Origin of the sequence: Paenibacillus sp. B-A-8, assembly GCF_048572915.1 — a bacterium.
Lineage (GTDB): Bacteria > Bacillota > Bacilli > Paenibacillales > Paenibacillaceae > Paenibacillus_AQ.
Genome location: NZ_CP183882.1, coordinates 861,459 through 878,959, shown reverse-complemented (window position 1 = coordinate 878,959; position 17,501 = coordinate 861,459). Strand labels below are relative to the sequence as shown.

14 protein-coding genes are annotated in these 17,501 nt (G+C 41.6%); 3 read left to right on the top strand and 11 right to left on the bottom strand.

Annotated elements, in window-relative coordinates; genetic code table 11:
• Positions 1–19: 19 nt before the first annotated feature.
• The 5 genes from ACN6MV_RS03925 to ACN6MV_RS03905 form a co-directional block, all read right to left on the bottom strand.
• Positions 20–781, bottom strand: a complete 762-nt coding sequence (locus tag ACN6MV_RS03925; protein ID WP_339289211.1) for a hypothetical protein — start codon at positions 779–781, stop codon at positions 20–22.
• Positions 782–990: 209 nt separating this feature from the next.
• Positions 991–2,601, bottom strand: coding sequence for a Na/Pi cotransporter family protein (locus tag ACN6MV_RS03920; protein ID WP_341110417.1), 1,611 nt, complete (start codon positions 2,599–2,601; stop codon positions 991–993).
• A 175-nt stretch (positions 2,602–2,776) separates the two neighbouring features.
• Positions 2,777–3,664, bottom strand: a complete 888-nt coding sequence (locus ACN6MV_RS03915; protein WP_375104775.1) for a hypothetical protein — start codon at positions 3,662–3,664, stop codon at positions 2,777–2,779.
• Between the two features lie 270 nt (positions 3,665–3,934).
• Entirely contained in the window at positions 3,935–6,097 is a 2,163-nt protein-coding gene (gene gnpA, locus ACN6MV_RS03910) for a 1,3-beta-galactosyl-N-acetylhexosamine phosphorylase (RefSeq protein WP_375104774.1), read from the bottom strand.
• Positions 6,098–6,109: 12 nt separating this feature from the next.
• Positions 6,110–7,129, bottom strand: coding sequence for a glycoside hydrolase family 88/105 protein (locus tag ACN6MV_RS03905; protein ID WP_375104773.1), 1,020 nt, complete (start codon positions 7,127–7,129; stop codon positions 6,110–6,112).
• 455 nt (positions 7,130–7,584) lie between these two features.
• On the opposite strand from ACN6MV_RS03905, the gene ACN6MV_RS03900 reads away from it, so the two are divergent.
• On the top strand, positions 7,585–8,526 hold the full coding sequence (locus tag ACN6MV_RS03900) for an AraC family transcriptional regulator (RefSeq protein WP_076120131.1): 942 nt from the start codon (positions 7,585–7,587) through the stop codon (positions 8,524–8,526).
• Positions 8,527–8,543: 17 nt separating this feature from the next.
• On the opposite strand, the gene ACN6MV_RS03895 is transcribed toward ACN6MV_RS03900, so the two are convergent.
• The 4 genes from ACN6MV_RS03895 to ACN6MV_RS03880 form a co-directional block, all read right to left on the bottom strand.
• Positions 8,544–8,900, bottom strand: a complete 357-nt coding sequence (locus ACN6MV_RS03895) for a hypothetical protein (RefSeq protein ID WP_419885759.1) — start codon at positions 8,898–8,900, stop codon at positions 8,544–8,546.
• Positions 8,901–9,139: 239 nt separating this feature from the next.
• Positions 9,140–11,059 carry a hypothetical protein gene (locus ACN6MV_RS03890; RefSeq protein WP_419885758.1) on the bottom strand — a complete coding sequence of 640 codons (1,920 nt, stop codon included), beginning with the start codon at positions 11,057–11,059 and terminating at the stop codon, positions 9,140–9,142.
• A 462-nt stretch (positions 11,060–11,521) separates the two neighbouring features.
• Entirely contained in the window at positions 11,522–12,688 is a 1,167-nt protein-coding gene (locus tag ACN6MV_RS03885; protein ID WP_076120134.1) for a DUF4317 domain-containing protein, read from the bottom strand.
• Positions 12,689–12,846: 158 nt separating this feature from the next.
• The gene (locus tag ACN6MV_RS03880) at positions 12,847–13,968 is read right to left on the bottom strand and encodes an NAD(P)/FAD-dependent oxidoreductase (protein ID WP_419885757.1); all 1,122 of its coding nucleotides are present in this window, start codon (positions 13,966–13,968) and stop codon (positions 12,847–12,849) included.
• A gap of 219 nt (positions 13,969–14,187) precedes the next feature.
• Between ACN6MV_RS03880 and ACN6MV_RS03875 the strand changes: the two genes are divergently transcribed.
• Together ACN6MV_RS03875 and ACN6MV_RS03870 are read left to right on the top strand one after the other, a co-directional pair.
• A complete protein-coding gene (locus ACN6MV_RS03875) occupies positions 14,188–15,375 on the top strand; it encodes a YhgE/Pip domain-containing protein (RefSeq protein ID WP_419885756.1) in 1,188 nt (395 codons plus the stop codon).
• 46 nt (positions 15,376–15,421) lie between these two features.
• Complete coding sequence (locus tag ACN6MV_RS03870; protein ID WP_419885755.1) at positions 15,422–15,961, top strand: PadR family transcriptional regulator; 540 nt, start codon at positions 15,422–15,424, stop codon at positions 15,959–15,961.
• A gap of 75 nt (positions 15,962–16,036) precedes the next feature.
• Here ACN6MV_RS03870 and ACN6MV_RS03865 read toward each other — a convergent pair whose 3' ends face one another.
• Positions 16,037–16,897 carry a hypothetical protein gene (locus ACN6MV_RS03865; protein ID WP_419885754.1) on the bottom strand — a complete coding sequence of 287 codons (861 nt, stop codon included), beginning with the start codon at positions 16,895–16,897 and terminating at the stop codon, positions 16,037–16,039.
• Positions 16,890–17,468 carry a sigma-70 family RNA polymerase sigma factor gene (locus tag ACN6MV_RS03860; RefSeq protein ID WP_419885753.1) on the bottom strand — a complete coding sequence of 193 codons (579 nt, stop codon included), beginning with the start codon at positions 17,466–17,468 and terminating at the stop codon, positions 16,890–16,892. Before ACN6MV_RS03860 ends, ACN6MV_RS03865 begins: the two co-directional genes overlap by 8 nt.
• Positions 17,469–17,501: the final 33 nt, after the last annotated feature.

Below are 17,501 nucleotides of genomic sequence, written 5' to 3'. Positions count from 1 at the left end.
AATCTGAAGCCGTACAGCTTCATCCTTCGGATTTGGGATTACAAAGTCCCTCATGAATAAACACCGTCTGCACTTCGAAACTTACAGGATCCATACAAAACACTTGGACCTCCAGCGCATCCATAAGCTTTTCCAAGTGCCTTCTTTCCCCATTACGAAGTTCTAACATCTCCTTATATTGTAAGGAATCTAAAACGATCAAAACCGCTTTCTTTATGCGATTAGGTGATCCAAAATCATTTGAATAACTCTCCAACAACTTGGGCTTTGACAGCACCTGATAATATGTCGCGATTTCAAGAACACATCTTAAGAGGGTTTCTCGATTTTCTTTAATTTTAAATTCGATCAGAACAATACAATCATCCACCAAAGAAATCAAATCAATCTTGCCTAATCCTTTATCTGCCCTACTATTTTTTAAAGGGACCTGATAGTCGATAATCCTTCCAATATGATCGAATATTGTACCACTTTGACTCAAGTTAAATAATTGGATGGCAACTCGCTCTTCTTTTCGATTAGAGTCCTCTTCCTTATGCCCGGTAGTAACAACCCCGTTATGCGTTGCCACGCGATACCCTTTCTCTCTTACTACTTCATTAATCTCCTTCAGTCGATTTTTTATATCCAGTCTCAGCAATTCTTCAGCAATTACTTCTGTGCAGAATTGGCCATCTGCTGTCTTACCTCTGCGATTAATGATGCTGGATGTATACAATTGATCGATTGTATTAATGAGAACACCCACCTCATTTAGAATGGTCATCTTTGAGAGCATAATTTTCCCTCCTCTTGCGTGTCTGCTTATTTCGAATAATCGATTTTCATAATATCGTTATTGTATGTCATGGAAGGGAAACTCAGTATCTATCAATATAAGATCAAGTTTCTTCTATCCCTTACTGACCACAAAAAAAACACCTCTCAGAATTTTATCGGACAACCCAGAAGAGGTTATCCAATGTCTATTCTTAGAGGTGCATTTTATTACTCGTGCAAAACGAACTGTGCAATATTCTTACTATGATCACCAATTCGCTCCAGATTGGTCAGCAGGTCAAGATAAATGGACCCCGTTCCAACAGAACACAAATCCTTATGCAAACGCTGAATATGATTCTTACGGTACTCTATTTCCAGATCATCCAGCTTTAATTCAAGTTGAAGCACCTCTTTAGCTATATCCTTGTCATTATGTTCAAGGGCAACTAGTGCTTTATTCACAGCCTGATTCGCAACCTCAATCATTTCCTTAAGCTCAGCGGCCGCTTCGGCTGATAGCTCCAGCTTGTTCGTCATTCTGAATTCGCCTAGTTCCACTATATTCTCAGCGTGGTCGCCGATTCGTTCCAGATCACTTACGGTTTGGAACCAGCCTGTTGCCTTCTCAGATTCTCCCGGCGAAAGACCCTTTTGGTGAATTTTCACGATATAATCGGTGATTTTACGGTTCAGCTCATTTACTAGCTCTTCCTTCTGAAGTGCCAACTCTGCAGATTTAGTATCCTTATTGAAAAAGAACCCTGTTGCATCCTGAAGGGATTCGTATGCATATTGTCCCATCCGTACAATCTCATGCTGAGCTTGTCCAAGAGCCATAGCAGGTGTCGCAAGAAAACGTTCATCCAGATAAATCGCTTTGAACTGAATCTCCTGCATTTGGCCTGGAATAGCCTTTGTTACGATCCAAGCCAGCACTGGAATAAGAGGCAGGAAGATCAATGTATTTGTAACGTTGAATAAACCATGAGCATAAGCAATCTGCATACGGATATTCACACCTTCTCCAAGCCACAGGACAATGTTATATACGACCGGTAACAGGATCGTGAAGAGAATGGCCCCAACAATATTAAAAATAACGTGTACGAGAGCCGTACGTTTAGCAGCCACCGTCGCACCGATCGATGCAAGCACCGCCGTTATTGTTGTTCCGATATTGTCACCGAACAAGATCGGTAAAGCTCCCCGCAAACTAATCATGCCTTCGTCAGCTATTGTCTGTAGAATACCAATCGTTGCACTCGAACTCTGAACAATCATTGTAAATACCGTTCCGACAATCAAGCCTAAGACGGGCTGGTGAGACAGCTCAATCATAAAATCTGTAAATGCAGGCAATTCCCGAAGTGGTTTAAGTCCCCCTCCCATCGTACCAAGGCCCAGGAACAAGGTACCAAAGCCAAAGATAATCTGTCCAATATACTGGTATCGCTTTTTGTGAATGAAGAACAAGAAGAAAGCTCCTACTGCAATAATGGGAAGGGCATACTCTTCAATCTTGATCCCTACAATAAACGCTGTCATTGTTGTTCCGATATTGGCGCCCATGACTACACCAATGGCTTGACGTAAAGTCATCAGTCCCACATTTACAAGCCCGATCGCCAAAACCGTTGTCCCCGTAGAAGATTGTATCAACACAGTTACGCTAATACCGACAAGAACACCCAAAATCGGATTGGATGTATACTTCTCAAGCAGGCCGCGCATTTTATCCCCAGCGGATTTCTGAAGCCCGTCCGACATATATTTAATACCAAACAGAAAAATCCCAAGTCCACCAACGAATTTAAATATTAAATCCTGCCAATCCAAGGGAAAGCCTCCTCCACATGTATAAAATAAACAGATTCAACACATAGCATGATCTAAATTCGGGACGTCTAACCCGGTTTACCGTACAAAACTTCAAAATATAGCAAGGGTCAATCGGTGCAACACAGCAAAAAAGCTCAAGCATCCGCAGATAACCGCAGGCTTGAGCTTCTTTTTATAAATAACATAAAATAGATTGTTCTATCCAATACGTAAATACAGTATCAGGGCTTTCTTTTTCGAATTTTTTCATTTTTAAATACATGTCTATTCCATCCGAAACATCATGCCATAAATCGGTAAATACAAAATCATAGTTTCCTTTAGACATATATTTTTGAGCATATTCGAAGGCATCTGCTTTGATAATCTTAATCTTGTGAGCATTTTTGAATTGTGGCAATACGTAGTTATTAAACAACTGAATGACATCTTCATTCATTTCAACAACCGTAATGCTTTCGACATTAACTCTTTCAGATACCATATATGCATAGTAGCCAAGCCCCAGTCCAAAAGTAAGGACATTCCCAAACGCTTGATCCACTGCTTCTTTCATCGTTTCTATTTCATTAGGCGTAATCGTCATCCAGATCCTATCGTTTTCTAATACTGCGGGAAAGCTAAATTCCGTTTCAAAAAAGCCGATTTGAGGAATTTGTCTTCCCTCTGCAGTCCGCATGATATCATTACATACAAACCCTTCAAAAGGTTTATAGGTTTCATATTTCAATTCACTATTACCAATCTTTATAGTTGGTATCTTGATATTCTTATAATACGGATTGTCATAAAATTCATTTGCATCAAGCTTATGAAGCATATTGTTAAAATATTTGTTGAACAATTCCTTATCCTCAGCATTATCAACCGTGTCCATCCCAAAAGCAGAAGCCAATAGTAGACCAAAAGCGTATTCATAAGTTACGCCACACTTTACGATCTCTCCAATTTCATCTTCGTGAATAAAGTCTGGTGAATGATTTAAATACTGGCTAAGCAAAGCGAATACTTTGTAGTTATCTTCTTTTATTTGATCTGTTATTCCTTTGTTACCTACCATTTCCTCACCTGTCTATTTAAAAATTATATAGTAAAGCACTGTTATCCCGATCTCTTTTCAACCATTCCTCATTTTATCAGTCTTTATTCAATTTATCATGAGGGGAAGCATAGTTTTTTTTCGTTGGTTACAATTTTTCTTAAGGTAGGTAAGAGCGAATGGTTTATCGCTGCAAAAAAAAGCCCAAGCATCCGCAGACTGACTGCCGTAGGCTTGAGCTTTTAAGTCTTATACTCGTGGATCGCTTTTCCGTTCCTACATCGATTTTTACTAGTCGCCAATTGTTCTAATCATCGTGTCATACGGATCTAATGTCATGGTTTGTTGCCCATACTCCGTTTGAATCGTAGTGCTTTGAAGTTCATCGCTATTGTTAATCACCACGAGGATTTTACTTGCCGGATAATAAGCACACTCTGTATATAAGTTATCTGTAATGTACTTTGCTTCTGTGAACTCATTACCCGCAAAACGAATCAAATTCAGCAGCAATCTTGTATTCTCAAAGCTGAAGGTGAAAGAAGGTAGATAGATCCCCTTTCCTTTACCGAAAGCATGAGTAGACAGTGTTATTAGACCATCCGTTTCATTCACAACTGCTGCCGATCCATCGGTAAGATTAAGGTTGTTTTTGGGCTTAATGGTAGTCCCAGCAGGAACTAAACCAAGTTCATCCTTCACTTCGTATGTCCATTTTCCATGCGCTACTCTGGAGCCTGTATCCTCATCCACACCGAGAACATGTGCCATTCTGAAAAAGCTGTCATACCCTTCAAGCGCCGAAGGCTGATTCACACCTATAAAAGTACCACCTTCATACACCCACTCTGTCAGTAAGTCCACGCACTTGCTGTCCCTCCAGTGTTCTCCACCACTCCATGCTGAACCAGCAGAGCCGGCGTTGATCACTACATCATAATCTTTTAAAATTCCCTGACGGATATCCTCAAAATCAATAAACTGTACTTCAATCGGCAATCCAGATAAAGCCTCATTGATATGAATCAGATCATGCATATACGTTTCATGGAAATGCCCGGACAAGGTCCAAGATCGCAATTTGCCCCAAGCATGCAGAATGGCTACCTTAGTCTTGATATGATACGGTTTGCCTTTATGATGCAGGTCTTTTATTTCTCTGAATTCACCTGCAATCTTTTCGATGTAATCACAAAAATCCGGGTAAGGCTCTACAAGATGCAAGTATCCGCCCAATCCAATTCGATCTATAGGCTCTCTGAGTAGAGCACGCCGGATATTGATCCAATATTTTTTGGCATCTAGTGTAGGGTTACCTCCCTCCATAAAAGTAGGAAGCCCTCCCAATCCAACCGGAAATAAGTAGGGATGCAGCCGAATCTCATGGGTATCTACTTTTACACCTGAACACATTCTTGCCTCGAACCCTGAGAACACACATTTAATCATTCCGTCGAAGCCAAACTCCTCAAAGCGATCATTGTAAGGCTCCATACCAACCCAACTATCATCATAGAAAACATACGCCAGCTTGTCGTGCTTATGCACTATATCAATTAACTGCTTACTAAATCCGATGACAAAATCATTGATAAATGCCATCCAGTCCAGCTTGCGCTGATGCGCCGGGATATGACTGACTCGATATTTTCCACCATTCACAAAATCCTCGGCCGTGAGCGAATACCCATATTTCCGAGCAAACAGATCAAGCGCTCTTGAGCTTACCGTAAAATCGTATGAACCCCAGTCTGAGAACAAATGGCGATTGCGCTCATTGCTGCCCCAGATCCAGGCGAAATTATAAAAGAGTGAGGTAAACCGAACCACTGTTGTTTCCTTATGCTTATGACACCAATCTTCTATCCAATGGAGTAAATATTTTTGCGTTTCAACATAGATGGGATCAATCTGCATCAAATGCTCTTTTTCCCAATGATTCGTGGTGTGATTGTACATGGAGATCTCTTCCCAAATCCGGTAGACCATGAAGCTGACAGTATACTTATGCCAAGGCGCAATGCCAGTAATGACCACATTTCCTGATTCCCGCTCATAATTCCACTGATCTCTTGGAATCTCTTCACCTGTAGTTCGGTCATAAACCTGCCAGTACTTAAACGCCTCTTTGGAATCATTTACTCGAAATTGCTCAGCGAAAAAGTCCTCCATCAAATAGATGGATACATAATCTTCGACCGCTACCTTCGGATTGGTAATTAAAAAGCTCTGCTGCAGCTTATCAGGGTTCTGGGATGCCCATTCGTTATGATCTCTGATGATACAGATTGTAGAATAAATGCCGTATCCTGCGTTGATAATCTCATCAGATAACTGCGTACCGTCACTGTCACGGATGACATCGGCACCCCACCGTTCAGCTAACTCTAAGGTCAGTGCCTCATAACCGGATTCGCCCGGCAGTGTAAAGGCCCCGGTTGTTTGCTTGGACAACTTGGATCCCTCCTATTTAAGCATATCGGATAGAAAAGAGAGTGCTAAGCCTTGACCCCAGCCTTGAATCCAGTCTTTTGGAATATTGCGATAGCCTTCCCGGTCCTTCATAACCGCTGTTCCACCGGATACTCCCAGTACTCGTCCATCCTCGCTGATATTGCTTAGGACACCCTTCAGGGCCTTTTGTACACATTTAGTATGCAGCGGATTGCCGTTATTGATCATTGCAGCCGCTATCCCGCAAGAGGCAGATACTTCTTCATAAGATTCTTCGTCATCAAGCACTGTCCGCCACAGGCCGTTCTCCGTTTGCACAAGCTTGAGTGCCGCCAATTGATCGCGCAGCGAACACTCCACGTCCATACACGCCGGATACAAATACCATTCTTTCAAAAGCTTTTTGACTTGCGACATGGTATATGCGCCCCAAGCATTTGCTCTGCCCCAATATAGTCCGGACATATGATCCTGCTTCACATTATTGTAGCCATGGTACCAGAACCCGCTGCTAGGGTCTTGCAGGTATTTGATATGCCAGTAATATTGATTCAGGGCATCCTGGATCATTTCCTGATCGTTTAATTTACTTCCTACTCTGAGTAGAAAAAATGCCGCCATAAACAACGTATCTGCCCATGCCTGCTCTGGAAAATCATTAGAGACGGATACGGTATGCTGCAGCACATGATCTCCGAATCTGAGCGCATGGTTCTGCAGATAATCCACCTTGCTCATTACAATATCCCAATATTTCTGATTGCCTGTTTCTTCATATAATGTGATCAGCATATGCCCCATGGCACAGGTGTTTACCGTCCAGTCCGGCAGGCCCAGCTCAATATATTCATCTGCCCACTGGACAAGCATATCCAAATACTCTTTATTACCTGTCGTTTTATAAGCTCTGGATACCCCATAATAAGCCACACCACAAGGCCAGTCCCATGTTAAATCCATCGTCATTGTTTTTCTAACTACTTTGTCGATGACGCTTAGAATCTCTTCTCTGTCATAAGTTAATTGAAGCATCTTGATTCTCCTCTCTTTCGCACACGCCCTCATTGGCGCTTGAGAGCTGCCGTACTATGTAAACGCTTTACTAACTCTATTGTAAGGAGTAAAATAGTCTGATTCTAAGCATATTCATAACTAAACTGTGCAATTTCGATCATTAACTAGTGGTTCTTATATTTCGGGATTGGCCGTGACTACAGAGAATTTTTGGACTTCCGGTCGCTGTTGTCTGCAGATTTCTTGATTTTATACCGCTCTTCGCGGTGGAAATCTGCAGACTGCTTATGCTTCCGAAGCGAGCTTTCCTATGGAAAGCTTTCAGGCGGACGCTAACGCTCCTACAGTTCCAAACTTCTCCTCCGCCACTTTTTTCCCAAATTGTATAATATCAAGTTCTCTTTATACAGTTGAACTTGAAAGCTCTTTCACCTATAATCTACACAAATCAACGGAACGGGAGTATTGAGATTATGCCCAGAAAAAAGAAACCCGTCATTGAATACCGCCACTACAGCTTGCCGATAAACTTCCCAATTTTACTGTTAAGCGGTGAACGTTGGAAGATTTCCGATATTAAAAGTGAACATCTCCATTTTCATAACCATTTAGAGATTGGCATTTGTCATTCGGATAGCGGCATTATGGAGATCAAAGGGGAATCTGTACCTTTTAAAGCCGGAGATGTAACCTTCATCCCTAGATATCTTCCTCACACAACGTATAGTTCGCCAAATGAGGCTAGTCTTTGGTCTTATATCTTCTTTTCCCCTGAGGATCTCTTTCAGCATTCATTCAAAAGCGCTTACAGCGACTTCGAACCAAATTTATGGGCGATCAAGGGGATGAACTGTATTTTGAACAAGGAGGAACATCCCAAGGTTTATACCCTTGCGACATCGGTCGTAGAGGAATTGAAGCACAAAAATCCTTTTTATCAAGAAAGTGCCTACGGCTTATTATTATCGCTTTATATAGAACTGCTTAGAATCCATTCCCGGAATGAACCCTTGGCAGAGCAAGAAATAGAGCATAACCTGAAAGGCGATTTTGTCATCTCTCCGGTTCTGGAATACATCACTAAAAACTATATGACACCTATCACCATCGCTGACCTGGCTGATCTGTGTCATCTAAGCACCACTCATTTTCGAAGAAAGTTTCACGAGATCATGGGAACTGCACCTCTCGATTTTCTAAACAGTACCCGTATTGAAGAGGCCTGCAAGCAGTTAAAAAGCACGGATGCTTCCATCCTCTCCATCTCCGAACAAGTCGGATTTCAGTCCATTTCCAGCTTCAACCGATGCTTCTCGAAGCTTATGGGCGAATCACCCAAGCAATGGCGTAAAGGTGCACATTCCGAAGCTCAATCTGCAAAAGCATCTATATTGGAGTTTACGGGGTGGGTATAGGGAAAGGGAGTCCCTGTTTACTTCACTTCACAAAATCTACTTAGCACATGAATGATTTGCTCCTTGCTCATAGGGGCGTCGTGTCCTGGGATATACGTAGTAAATGAAAGAGTTGTTAAAAACTCAACATATTCCTTCATTTTTATGGGATCAATCTTACCTTCTCCATGATAATAATCTCCACTATGTGCATCACCTGCAAATAAAACCTCTACTTCTTTAACATATACAACACAAGAGTCTGCTTCATGCGGCCCTCCTACCTTGAGAATTTGGCAAGTGATGCCCCCTAAATCCAACGTTAAAGAATCCTCGAAAATAATCGATCCTGTGCTGACCGAAATCTTATCGAATGTATCATATTCTTTTTTCATACAGTTATAGGCGAATTCTATTTCTTCTTTAGTCTCTAGACGTTGTATAACGGATGCTTCATCCCAATCCCACGCCTTGAATCGCTTAAGTAGACTTATTGTGCAAGGGAGAGTTTAGTTTTAGACGTCCTCACCAGGTACATAAGTTAATCCAACTAAAAACACAAAAAAGAGTCCCTCAGTAACCACTTATTTATGGTTATCTGGAAACTCTCTCATTGTTAGTTTTTGCTATAAGATTATTTAGATTTCTTCACAGTCGTCGATTTAATTTGAAATGCTCCATTTTTGTAAGCAAGAACAGAGGTTTCTTCGCCTTTTACTACGGAAGTAGCTCCACCGTGAATCGTTTTTGTTGCAACAATTTCATAGACTCCGTTTTTGTCTACATCAGAAGCCTTCATCGTATTGTAGAGCGAACGTTTGCCATTCACTTTCACGTACTCGTTAAGAAGAACTTTAACACTACTGTCTTTGAAGGATACTACGTAAGCATTGGTGCTGCCGCTGTTACCACCAGAGTATACAGTAATCATGACATCTTTAGATTTATCTCCGTTAAAATCTCCAATGAAGTTGATTTTTGGTTGGTAACCCTCGAAGCCTTTGATATTACTGTTAATCACTTTTTTAGTTTTACCTTCAAGAACGACGATGTTAATATCTGTAACCAAGCCACCATTTGCGGCATCCTTGTTACCAATCAGTAATACGTTATCTGCAACGCCATTACCTGTTACATCCATTGTTTGTTTCGCTAGCAAAATTGTTTTTGCTGTCGTTGGAATTCCCTTAAGCTCAAAGCGTTTGCCAACGGTGTATTCACTTGTTGTAGTTGTAGCTGGTGTAGTCGCTGGCTTGCTATCGGATTTAATGGTTTCTGTACCCACAACCTTGAAGGCACCATCTTTGAAGGTGAAGGTTGTTTTTTCCTCGCCTAGAACGATAGCTTCAGCGTTACCGCGAATTTTTCTAGTCCCTACCAAATCATATACACCATCTTTATTAAGATCCACTTGCTCTAAAGTGTTGAAAAATGCTGTTTTACCATCCACAACAGGCTTTACACTCAAAAGCGGCTGTACCTTATCACCTACGAAAGACAATATGTAAGCATCGGTCGTACCGTTGTTACCACCGGAGAATGCTGTAAACATGACATCATTTGCTTTGTCCCCATTGAAATCACCAATCCATTGAATTTCTGGCTTAAAGCCATCGAAACCGCTGATTTTTGCATCCTTCACGGTGTTAGTTTTGCCATCCACAACCACCAGGTTGATGTTGGTTACATAACCAAGCTCATCTGCTTTGTCACCGATCAGATAGATTTTATCATTAACACCATCTTTGTTTACATCGTTGACTTGTTTACGGATAAGAACCGATTTATCTGTTGTTTTAACACCTTGCAATGCGAAAGATTGTCCAACAGTCAGTTCACCAAGTGCAGGTTGCTTGAATGGATCTTCTTTGGTAGTTTCACTTTTGGTAGCTGCGAATTCGCCATTTTTGTATGCGAACCATACTTTTTCATAGCCTGTTACCACTGAAGTAGCTTCGCCATGGAGGATTCTGATTCCAAGCAGCTCGTTCACGCCATCATTTTCCACATCAACCGCTTCTAATGTTCTGAATAGTGCCCGTTCGCCCTTCACCTTCAAATCCCCGCCCAGAATAATAGAAGGGGTATCATTCTTAAAAGTTACGATTCTAGCATTGGTAGAACCTTGGTTGCCACCGGAGTACGCAGTAATCATCACATCAAGTGCATGGTCATTATTGAAATCACTCACATAGCTGATTTTCGCGTTCAAACCACCGAAGTCTTTCATCCCTGCGTTTAACACTTTGTTTGTTTTGCCGTTTACAACGATGAGATTAATGTTGTCGAAATCAGGAGATTCATTTTTGTCGCCGATGAGATATAACGTATCTTTAACTCCATCCAAATTAATATCCGTAGTTTGTGTTGCAATCAATACTGTGTTTGCATTTGTTTGGACACCAGCTAGTGTAAACTTTTGTCCTACTTGATTAACAGATGGCGCTACTGTTGCGCTTGTTGGCGTTGCGACAGGATTTGCCATTGCTTGAGATGAGAAAGATGCGACAGCTGCTACACATAATGCAACGGATAATGTTTTCTTAATTTTCATTGTGTTTCCTCCGATGGTTTATAAAGGTTGGTGTCGAATACAGACTTATTATATTCCTAGCAACCTAGGACAGTGTTACGGTGAGGTAACATTATCCTATTGAAATAAAACAATATATAAATAAAATATCCAATTCAGAGGAATAATAGATGCTAAATAATGCCAACTCATTTTTAGGAGAGTGGTTACAAAATTACTAGGAACACTTTCATTGGCTCTACCAAGGGATTTGAACAACCCTACTTTTTTTTAATAGTTTGATAACAATTCTGTAAATCAGTTTGATCCAAACGATGCGCAACCTATTTCAAGGCTACAGCTCCATACCAGTGATGAAGAAATTAATACTAGCGCAAAAGAATATATCAACTATATCTTTAAGCACCGTAATTGATCCAAATACAAAAAGGGCTATCCCAAGTCTGATCAAAGACTTTAAGGATAGCCCGCTGTTAAAAGAGTCTAAAGCGTCTCTGTAGTAAGTGTAAATCCTTCGATCACGGCATCTTCGTCGACCTCAATCAAGATACAACGTCTCCCATGATGATTTACCTGTTTCACATATTTTAAATCCTGCGGACTGACCGAAATCGTAGCTACCTTTGTTTCGATCTTAATCGATTTGGTAGTGAATTTCGGCATCACGCTACTCGCCTTCATCTCATAATGCTTATCGTCAACGATCGTTTCAAACGCCCGTTCCACTTTTTCCGTTGTCACGTCCTCTACGCCGCTTACCGTCAGTACGCGTTCCAGATCTCTATAATCGAGCTTTGGTGGTTCTTCCTTATCGTCGTTGGTTTCGATGACCTGATGGATCTCCTCGTACACCTGTGCGAGGGTGGTTGCGTCAAGCTGTTCGCCCGCCACTTCCTTCACGATGTCCTCGAATATCGCTCTCTCTTCCAGTGCCGTCATGGATCTTTCGGCATTCAAGACCTCTCCGACGAAATGCGGATCCGGGAAGTTCGATTTACCTGTACAATACAGAATGCGGTTCACATCGGAATAATTGTCCGTCACACTCGGGTAAAAGAAGCCCTGCTCCGGTGTACTTAGCTTGACGATCGGATCTACAATGACATTGTACTTGAATTCCCGCTCCACATAATCAAATAAGAGAGCTTTCCGCTGCTTCTCCGTGGAATTCACGCTGCATAGAATAAACGGATGCGCGAATAGTTCGTTTTTCTCACTTTCCTCGGCTTCATCGTTTCTATCTTTAGTCGGGCGATAATACTGTCCACGAACGAAGGTGATCACCGTATCGCGTTCATAATGAGTATCCGCCATCATTCTGTCCACGAGCAGCAGCATCAGGTCCTGCCATTCATCTGGATCCCCTGTCACCAAAGCTTGGTGAAGCATCACCTGCGCTGGCTCCTCTGCTTCCGCTTGAAACTTCAACTCGAACAGCTTCTGATCTAACTCGCCTGTCAGCAGTTTTTTGAAATTGCCCATATAAAGCTCCTGCTTTTCTCTGTCCACCATTCCAAATGGCAGGCGCTCCCAATGATAGATCTCGTTGCTTTCCTTCATAATATACACGTTGAGAATATCGTAAATATTCATTAAATCATGATCTAGCTTAAATTGCTTGCGTATATGCGCGACTTCTTTCTTTATCATGGTTCGTTAGACAACTCCTAGGAAGATAAATTGGTCTTTTCAGTATAAAGGATAAAAAAAACCTTCGCTATATTAGTTGAACTTAAGATTGCTCTATTAAGGTAAGTGCGTGACTGCGGCGAATGTTTGGACTTCCCCTCCATACGTGCTCGTTCTAATCAATTAATCGCATGCTCTAATGCATAGTCTTCAAGGGGAATATCTACCTGTTGATTCATGGCTAGCTTGGCCAGCTGCTCACCAAGAAAGGGTCCCATCGTTAATCCGGATGACCCAAGTCCATTAGCAACAATTAGTTTATTCCAGCCTTGAACCCTGCCTAACACGGGAAGAAAATCTGCTGTAAATGGACGGAACCCTACTCTTATCTCCTTTAGGCTGCAATCTGCAAGACCAGAAGCCGTTTGAAGCCCTTTATTTAAAATCTCTTGCATGCCACCTGCGGTTACAGCCGTATCATAACCTACTACATCATTTTCATGAGTAGCACCTGCCACGATATTTTGATCCGCAAATGCAAGGATATATTGATCTGTAGGCGGCATTACCACAGGCCATTGCTCGGTACTCGCTTGTTGAGCAAGCTTCAAGTGCATAATTTGAGCCTTCTGATAACGCACCTGAAGCATGATCCCAAGCGGATGAAGCAAAGCGTTAGACCAAGCCCCTGCGCACACAATCACTTCATCCGCTGTGAATGTCTGTTCTCCGACGCTAACCCCTTTAATTTCATGATCAGCATGCTCAAGAATAGCATCTCCCTCAATCATTTGCGCACCGTTACGCTGTGCCGCTCTTAGCAAAGCATCACGTAATTCACGTCCGTCCACTCTTGCTGCACCCGATACATGCAGCGCATGATAACCTTCCGACAATAATGGAAACTTCTCTTGCGCTTCAAGATCCGTCAACATCGTAAGCTCACCTATTTCAGGGGCGTCCTCTCTGCGAAGCTCCGCTCTTTCTTTCATCGCGAGTAACTTTTTCAAATCCTCATGAATACATATCGCTCCTACTTTTGCGTATCCAGTTTTGGCTTCTCCTGCCTCTTCCAATTCCTGAATAAGCGCTGGATAAAAGCTTGCTCCCGCCTTAGCAAGACGATACCATGCTTTGTTTCTGCGTTGAGACAACCATGGACAAATAATCCCTGCTGCTGCATCTGTTGCTTGTCCAACATCTTTACGATCTATAATGATGACCTCAGCACCTAACTTACTTATCTGATAAGCTGCTGAAGCCCCTAATATCCCTGCACCAATTACAATAACCTTGTTCATGTCCGAAGTCCCTTCAGTTATTCACTTTTAATCAATACATTAACACATCCACTATATATCAATGTAACAACCCGAATGATGATTCATTCACTACTTACCCATTGTATCTTAAATTTGACATTTATAATGAATTATCGTACTATAAATCTCACTCAGTTAAAAGTACTTTAATTAGAGTACTAAAATAAAAGTGTTATTCAGAAGAAAGAAGGTATACAGTTGAAGTTTTCACAGTTTTTGAAGTCCAAAGGGGCCATTGGTTCTATTTTTATGGGTGTGTTCTATGCCATTGCGATGCTTGGTATTTTCTTACCAGGGTATACAGCACTTCCAGGGAACATGGATGATTTAAAAATTGCTATCGTCAATGATGATGCAGGTCAATATGGGGCTCAGATTTCGAGTCAGTTTTCGGAGAGCTTACCATTCAAAACGATAAAAACCGATGTGTCGAATAAAAAGGCGATGGATGAATTAGAACATAATAAGTTAGCTCTAGTTGTCCATATTCCAGAAGAATTTTCCGCCAACGTTCAAAGCGGTAAGGTATCCGCAAGTATTGATTTCACAGTCAACGAAGCTTCTGCCACCATGGTATCTTCAGCCATGTCTTCCGTTGTAGGAGAAATTAACAAACAATTAAGCGCGAACTTCTCAGAGCAAACCGCAAAAGGTGTGTTAATGAACTTTAACGTACCAGAAGAACAAGCCACCGCAATGGCTACACAAATTGAAAATAGTTATGTCGGGAATTATGTTGTCATCAATGATGTTCCGGACGGCATGCACAACAACATGCTACCTATGTTCTTAACTATGGCTGGATATGTTGGGGCAATGATTGCCTCCATGCAATTAGTTGCTTCTTTTAAAGCGAACCGCGGGAAAGCAAGCAAGACAAAACTGTTTATGTTCGTTCAATTCACAGCTTTATTAATCGCTATATTATCAACAGTCGTTGCATTAGCCATTGCATTCTCTATTGCAGATGTAGACCTATCCTTACTGTTACCAGTTGCTGCTCAGCAAATTCTAATGTATATGGCTGCATTTAACGTATGTGCGATTATGGTCTTCCTAGTTGGCGAAGGCGGTATGGTCTTAAATATTCCAATCCTGCTCATGCAAACCATCGCCAATGGTGCTACCATGCCTCGTGATATGATGTATACACCATACGATTGGTTTGGCCGCATCACACCGATGTATTATTCTGTACAAGCTTATTTGGCACAAATGTTTGGTTCCATCAGTCCAGCACCCTTCTTATGGGGATTAGCAGGCGTATTTGCCGGGGCTATGATGATTAACATTGTAATCGTCCGGTTTGTTCATAAACCTGTACCTCTGACTAAAGAAACTATACTGCCCGTTGAAGTTAAAAATACAGCTGAAATAACCGCCTAGGTTTGGTAAGATAGAGTTTAGCCAACAATTAGGAGTGGGTTCTGTGATGTCAATTCAAATTTATATCTTAAGTAAGTTAATGGATGAAAATAATTATCCTTATAAATTAAAAAAAGAACTATCCACCCCTATTCCTTTTGATAAATTGCTCAATCTATCTGAAAGCAAGCTATATTATCACTTTGAATCTCTTTCGAAACAGGGCTTAGTTGAACAGGTAGAGATTATCAAAGAAGAACATCGCCCAGACAAGCAGGTGTTTTCCATTACTGATAAAGGGCGTAAAGAACTCCCGCTCAAAATTTATCAGGTAATAGAAAATGCAGAATCTATTTCAGATATGATTGTCGCTCTTGTGAATCTTCGTTTTGTAGAGACTGATAAAGTGATCCCGATTATCGAGAAGAAAATTGAACAGTCACTCATAAAAAAAGATCAATTAAATCAAATTTACCATCAAATAGATGTGAAAAGCTCCTCTCGTGAAGTCGTGGATTTCATGGAAAGCTACTACGCTTCTCAACTAGAGCAATCTATTCACTGGTGGAAGGTTCTTTTAGAAAAGCTGAAAACGAAAACGATATAAAGAAGACGCTCAGGGAAATCCCCTCGCGTCTTCTTTATGTGTATCTATGGGCATCTCTACCGTAAGTAGACCATCTTATTTTGAATCTACAACTGGAACCGAAGCTGGAGCTGCAACTACCCCTTCATTCTTCTGCAAGTTCTCTTTCACTTCTTCAGTCCCTAAGGACTGTACAGGAGCACCGATGCTAAAACTGTCGATGATCTTCCCAAGAGTGGTTTGGTCAAAGTCTTCTTGAGCGTAAAGTTCAACGGTAAAGCCATCTTTTTCCCAAATCACAATTCCATTTGCAAAATAAACCTTAGTTCCGTTGATTACTTCTGTTTTCACTTCTTCCGTAGTGCTGATCCCGTTGTCTCCACCCTTGGAGATTAGAAAATTGACAGCTTTATCTCCGGAGTTATACTGCACTTCAACCATGCTGGTCCCCTGAAGAACAACATTCACAAACGCATAGTCTGCCATCCAGGTTGGTGCCGGGAAGTTCATTCCAAGCTCCGCACGTGCTTCATCCAGGCTCAACTTAGCCGCAACCGGCAATTCAATGGCAGCATTCTCCCCGCCTTTCCCCTCTTCAGATGGAGTCATTGACTGTTCACCCGAAGGGATTTCCTTATCGTATTGCGTGATTTCGAGATTTCCTACTTCAAACTTTGCCATGATCGATTGGAACATATCCTGTGCATAGGAGGTTGCAGAGAATGCTCCACCTAGACAAATTACTGCACTACCAATCACTATTGCATTTCTCCAGCTGCTTTTTTTCATCGTTATCCCGTCCTTTTTCTCTGATTTGGGTTCAAGAGCTCCATGGTCCAGCTTGTATACTAAACGGTTATAAATTCTTTCCTTGGCGGCAGTGTTATCCTGTTCGACATTCTCAAGCAGCTCTATGGTTTTGCTGAATTTTGTGAGATCATCATTTTTCTTATTCATGGTTGAATCCTCCTGCTTTTAAGGAAATATGCAGTTTCTTCAGACTTCTATGCAATACGACACCAATATTGGACTCACTGATGCCCATGATCTGTGCGACTTCGGAATTTTTCAGCCCAGCCCCATATTTCATTGCAATGATATTACGTTCCTTCTCACGCAGCTTGGAGAGCGCCTTAAACAGTGCTTGATTATTATCCTCACGAATCGCCAGTTCCTCCGGAGACGGCTTGGGAAATATGAGCTCCAGCAAAGAATCTAGTGAGGTGTAGCTTCTTTTCTTCTGCCCCCGGAAGTAATCCGTCACAGCGTTCCTTACAATGGCAAACAACCAAACCTCAAAATTCGATTTTTCTTCTGAAAAGCTGTAATACTTACACATCACCGTCTCAAACACCTGACTGCAAATGTCCTCCGACACGTGGTGGTTATTAATACGATAACTAATATATTTGTAAACACGTTTGTAGTACGTATCGTACATCCGGGTAAATTCCTCTTTTGACATCATGGCATCACGTGATCTTTCGATATTCTTGTAACGGTCCGCAGTACCTTGGATAACTTCCATCTCCACCCTCCTTCCACCTCACCTTCATCGAAA

Coding starts and splice junctions, on each gene's coding strand:
- ACN6MV_RS03925 (WP_339289211.1), bottom strand. CDS start 781: ATGCTCTCAAAGATGACCATTCTAAATGAGGTGGGTGTTCTCATTAAT.
- ACN6MV_RS03915 (WP_375104775.1), bottom strand. CDS start 3,664: ATGGTAGGTAACAAAGGAATAACAGATCAAATAAAAGAAGATAACTAC.
- ACN6MV_RS03905 (WP_375104773.1), bottom strand. CDS start 7,129: ATGCTTCAATTAACTTATGACAGAGAAGAGATTCTAAGCGTCATCGAC.
- ACN6MV_RS03900 (WP_076120131.1), top strand. CDS start 7,585: ATGCCCAGAAAAAAGAAACCCGTCATTGAATACCGCCACTACAGCTTG.
- ACN6MV_RS03895 (WP_419885759.1), bottom strand. CDS start 8,900: ATGAAAAAAGAATATGATACATTCGATAAGATTTCGGTCAGCACAGGA.
- ACN6MV_RS03890 (WP_419885758.1), bottom strand. CDS start 11,059: ATGAAAATTAAGAAAACATTATCCGTTGCATTATGTGTAGCAGCTGTC.
- ACN6MV_RS03885 (WP_076120134.1), bottom strand. CDS start 12,688: ATGATAAAGAAAGAAGTCGCGCATATACGCAAGCAATTTAAGCTAGAT.
- ACN6MV_RS03880 (WP_419885757.1), bottom strand. CDS start 13,968: ATGAACAAGGTTATTGTAATTGGTGCAGGGATATTAGGGGCTTCAGCA.
- ACN6MV_RS03870 (WP_419885755.1), top strand. CDS start 15,422: ATGTCAATTCAAATTTATATCTTAAGTAAGTTAATGGATGAAAATAAT.
- ACN6MV_RS03865 (WP_419885754.1), bottom strand. CDS start 16,897: ATGAATAAGAAAAATGATGATCTCACAAAATTCAGCAAAACCATAGAG.
- ACN6MV_RS03860 (WP_419885753.1), bottom strand. CDS start 17,468: ATGGAAGTTATCCAAGGTACTGCGGACCGTTACAAGAATATCGAAAGA.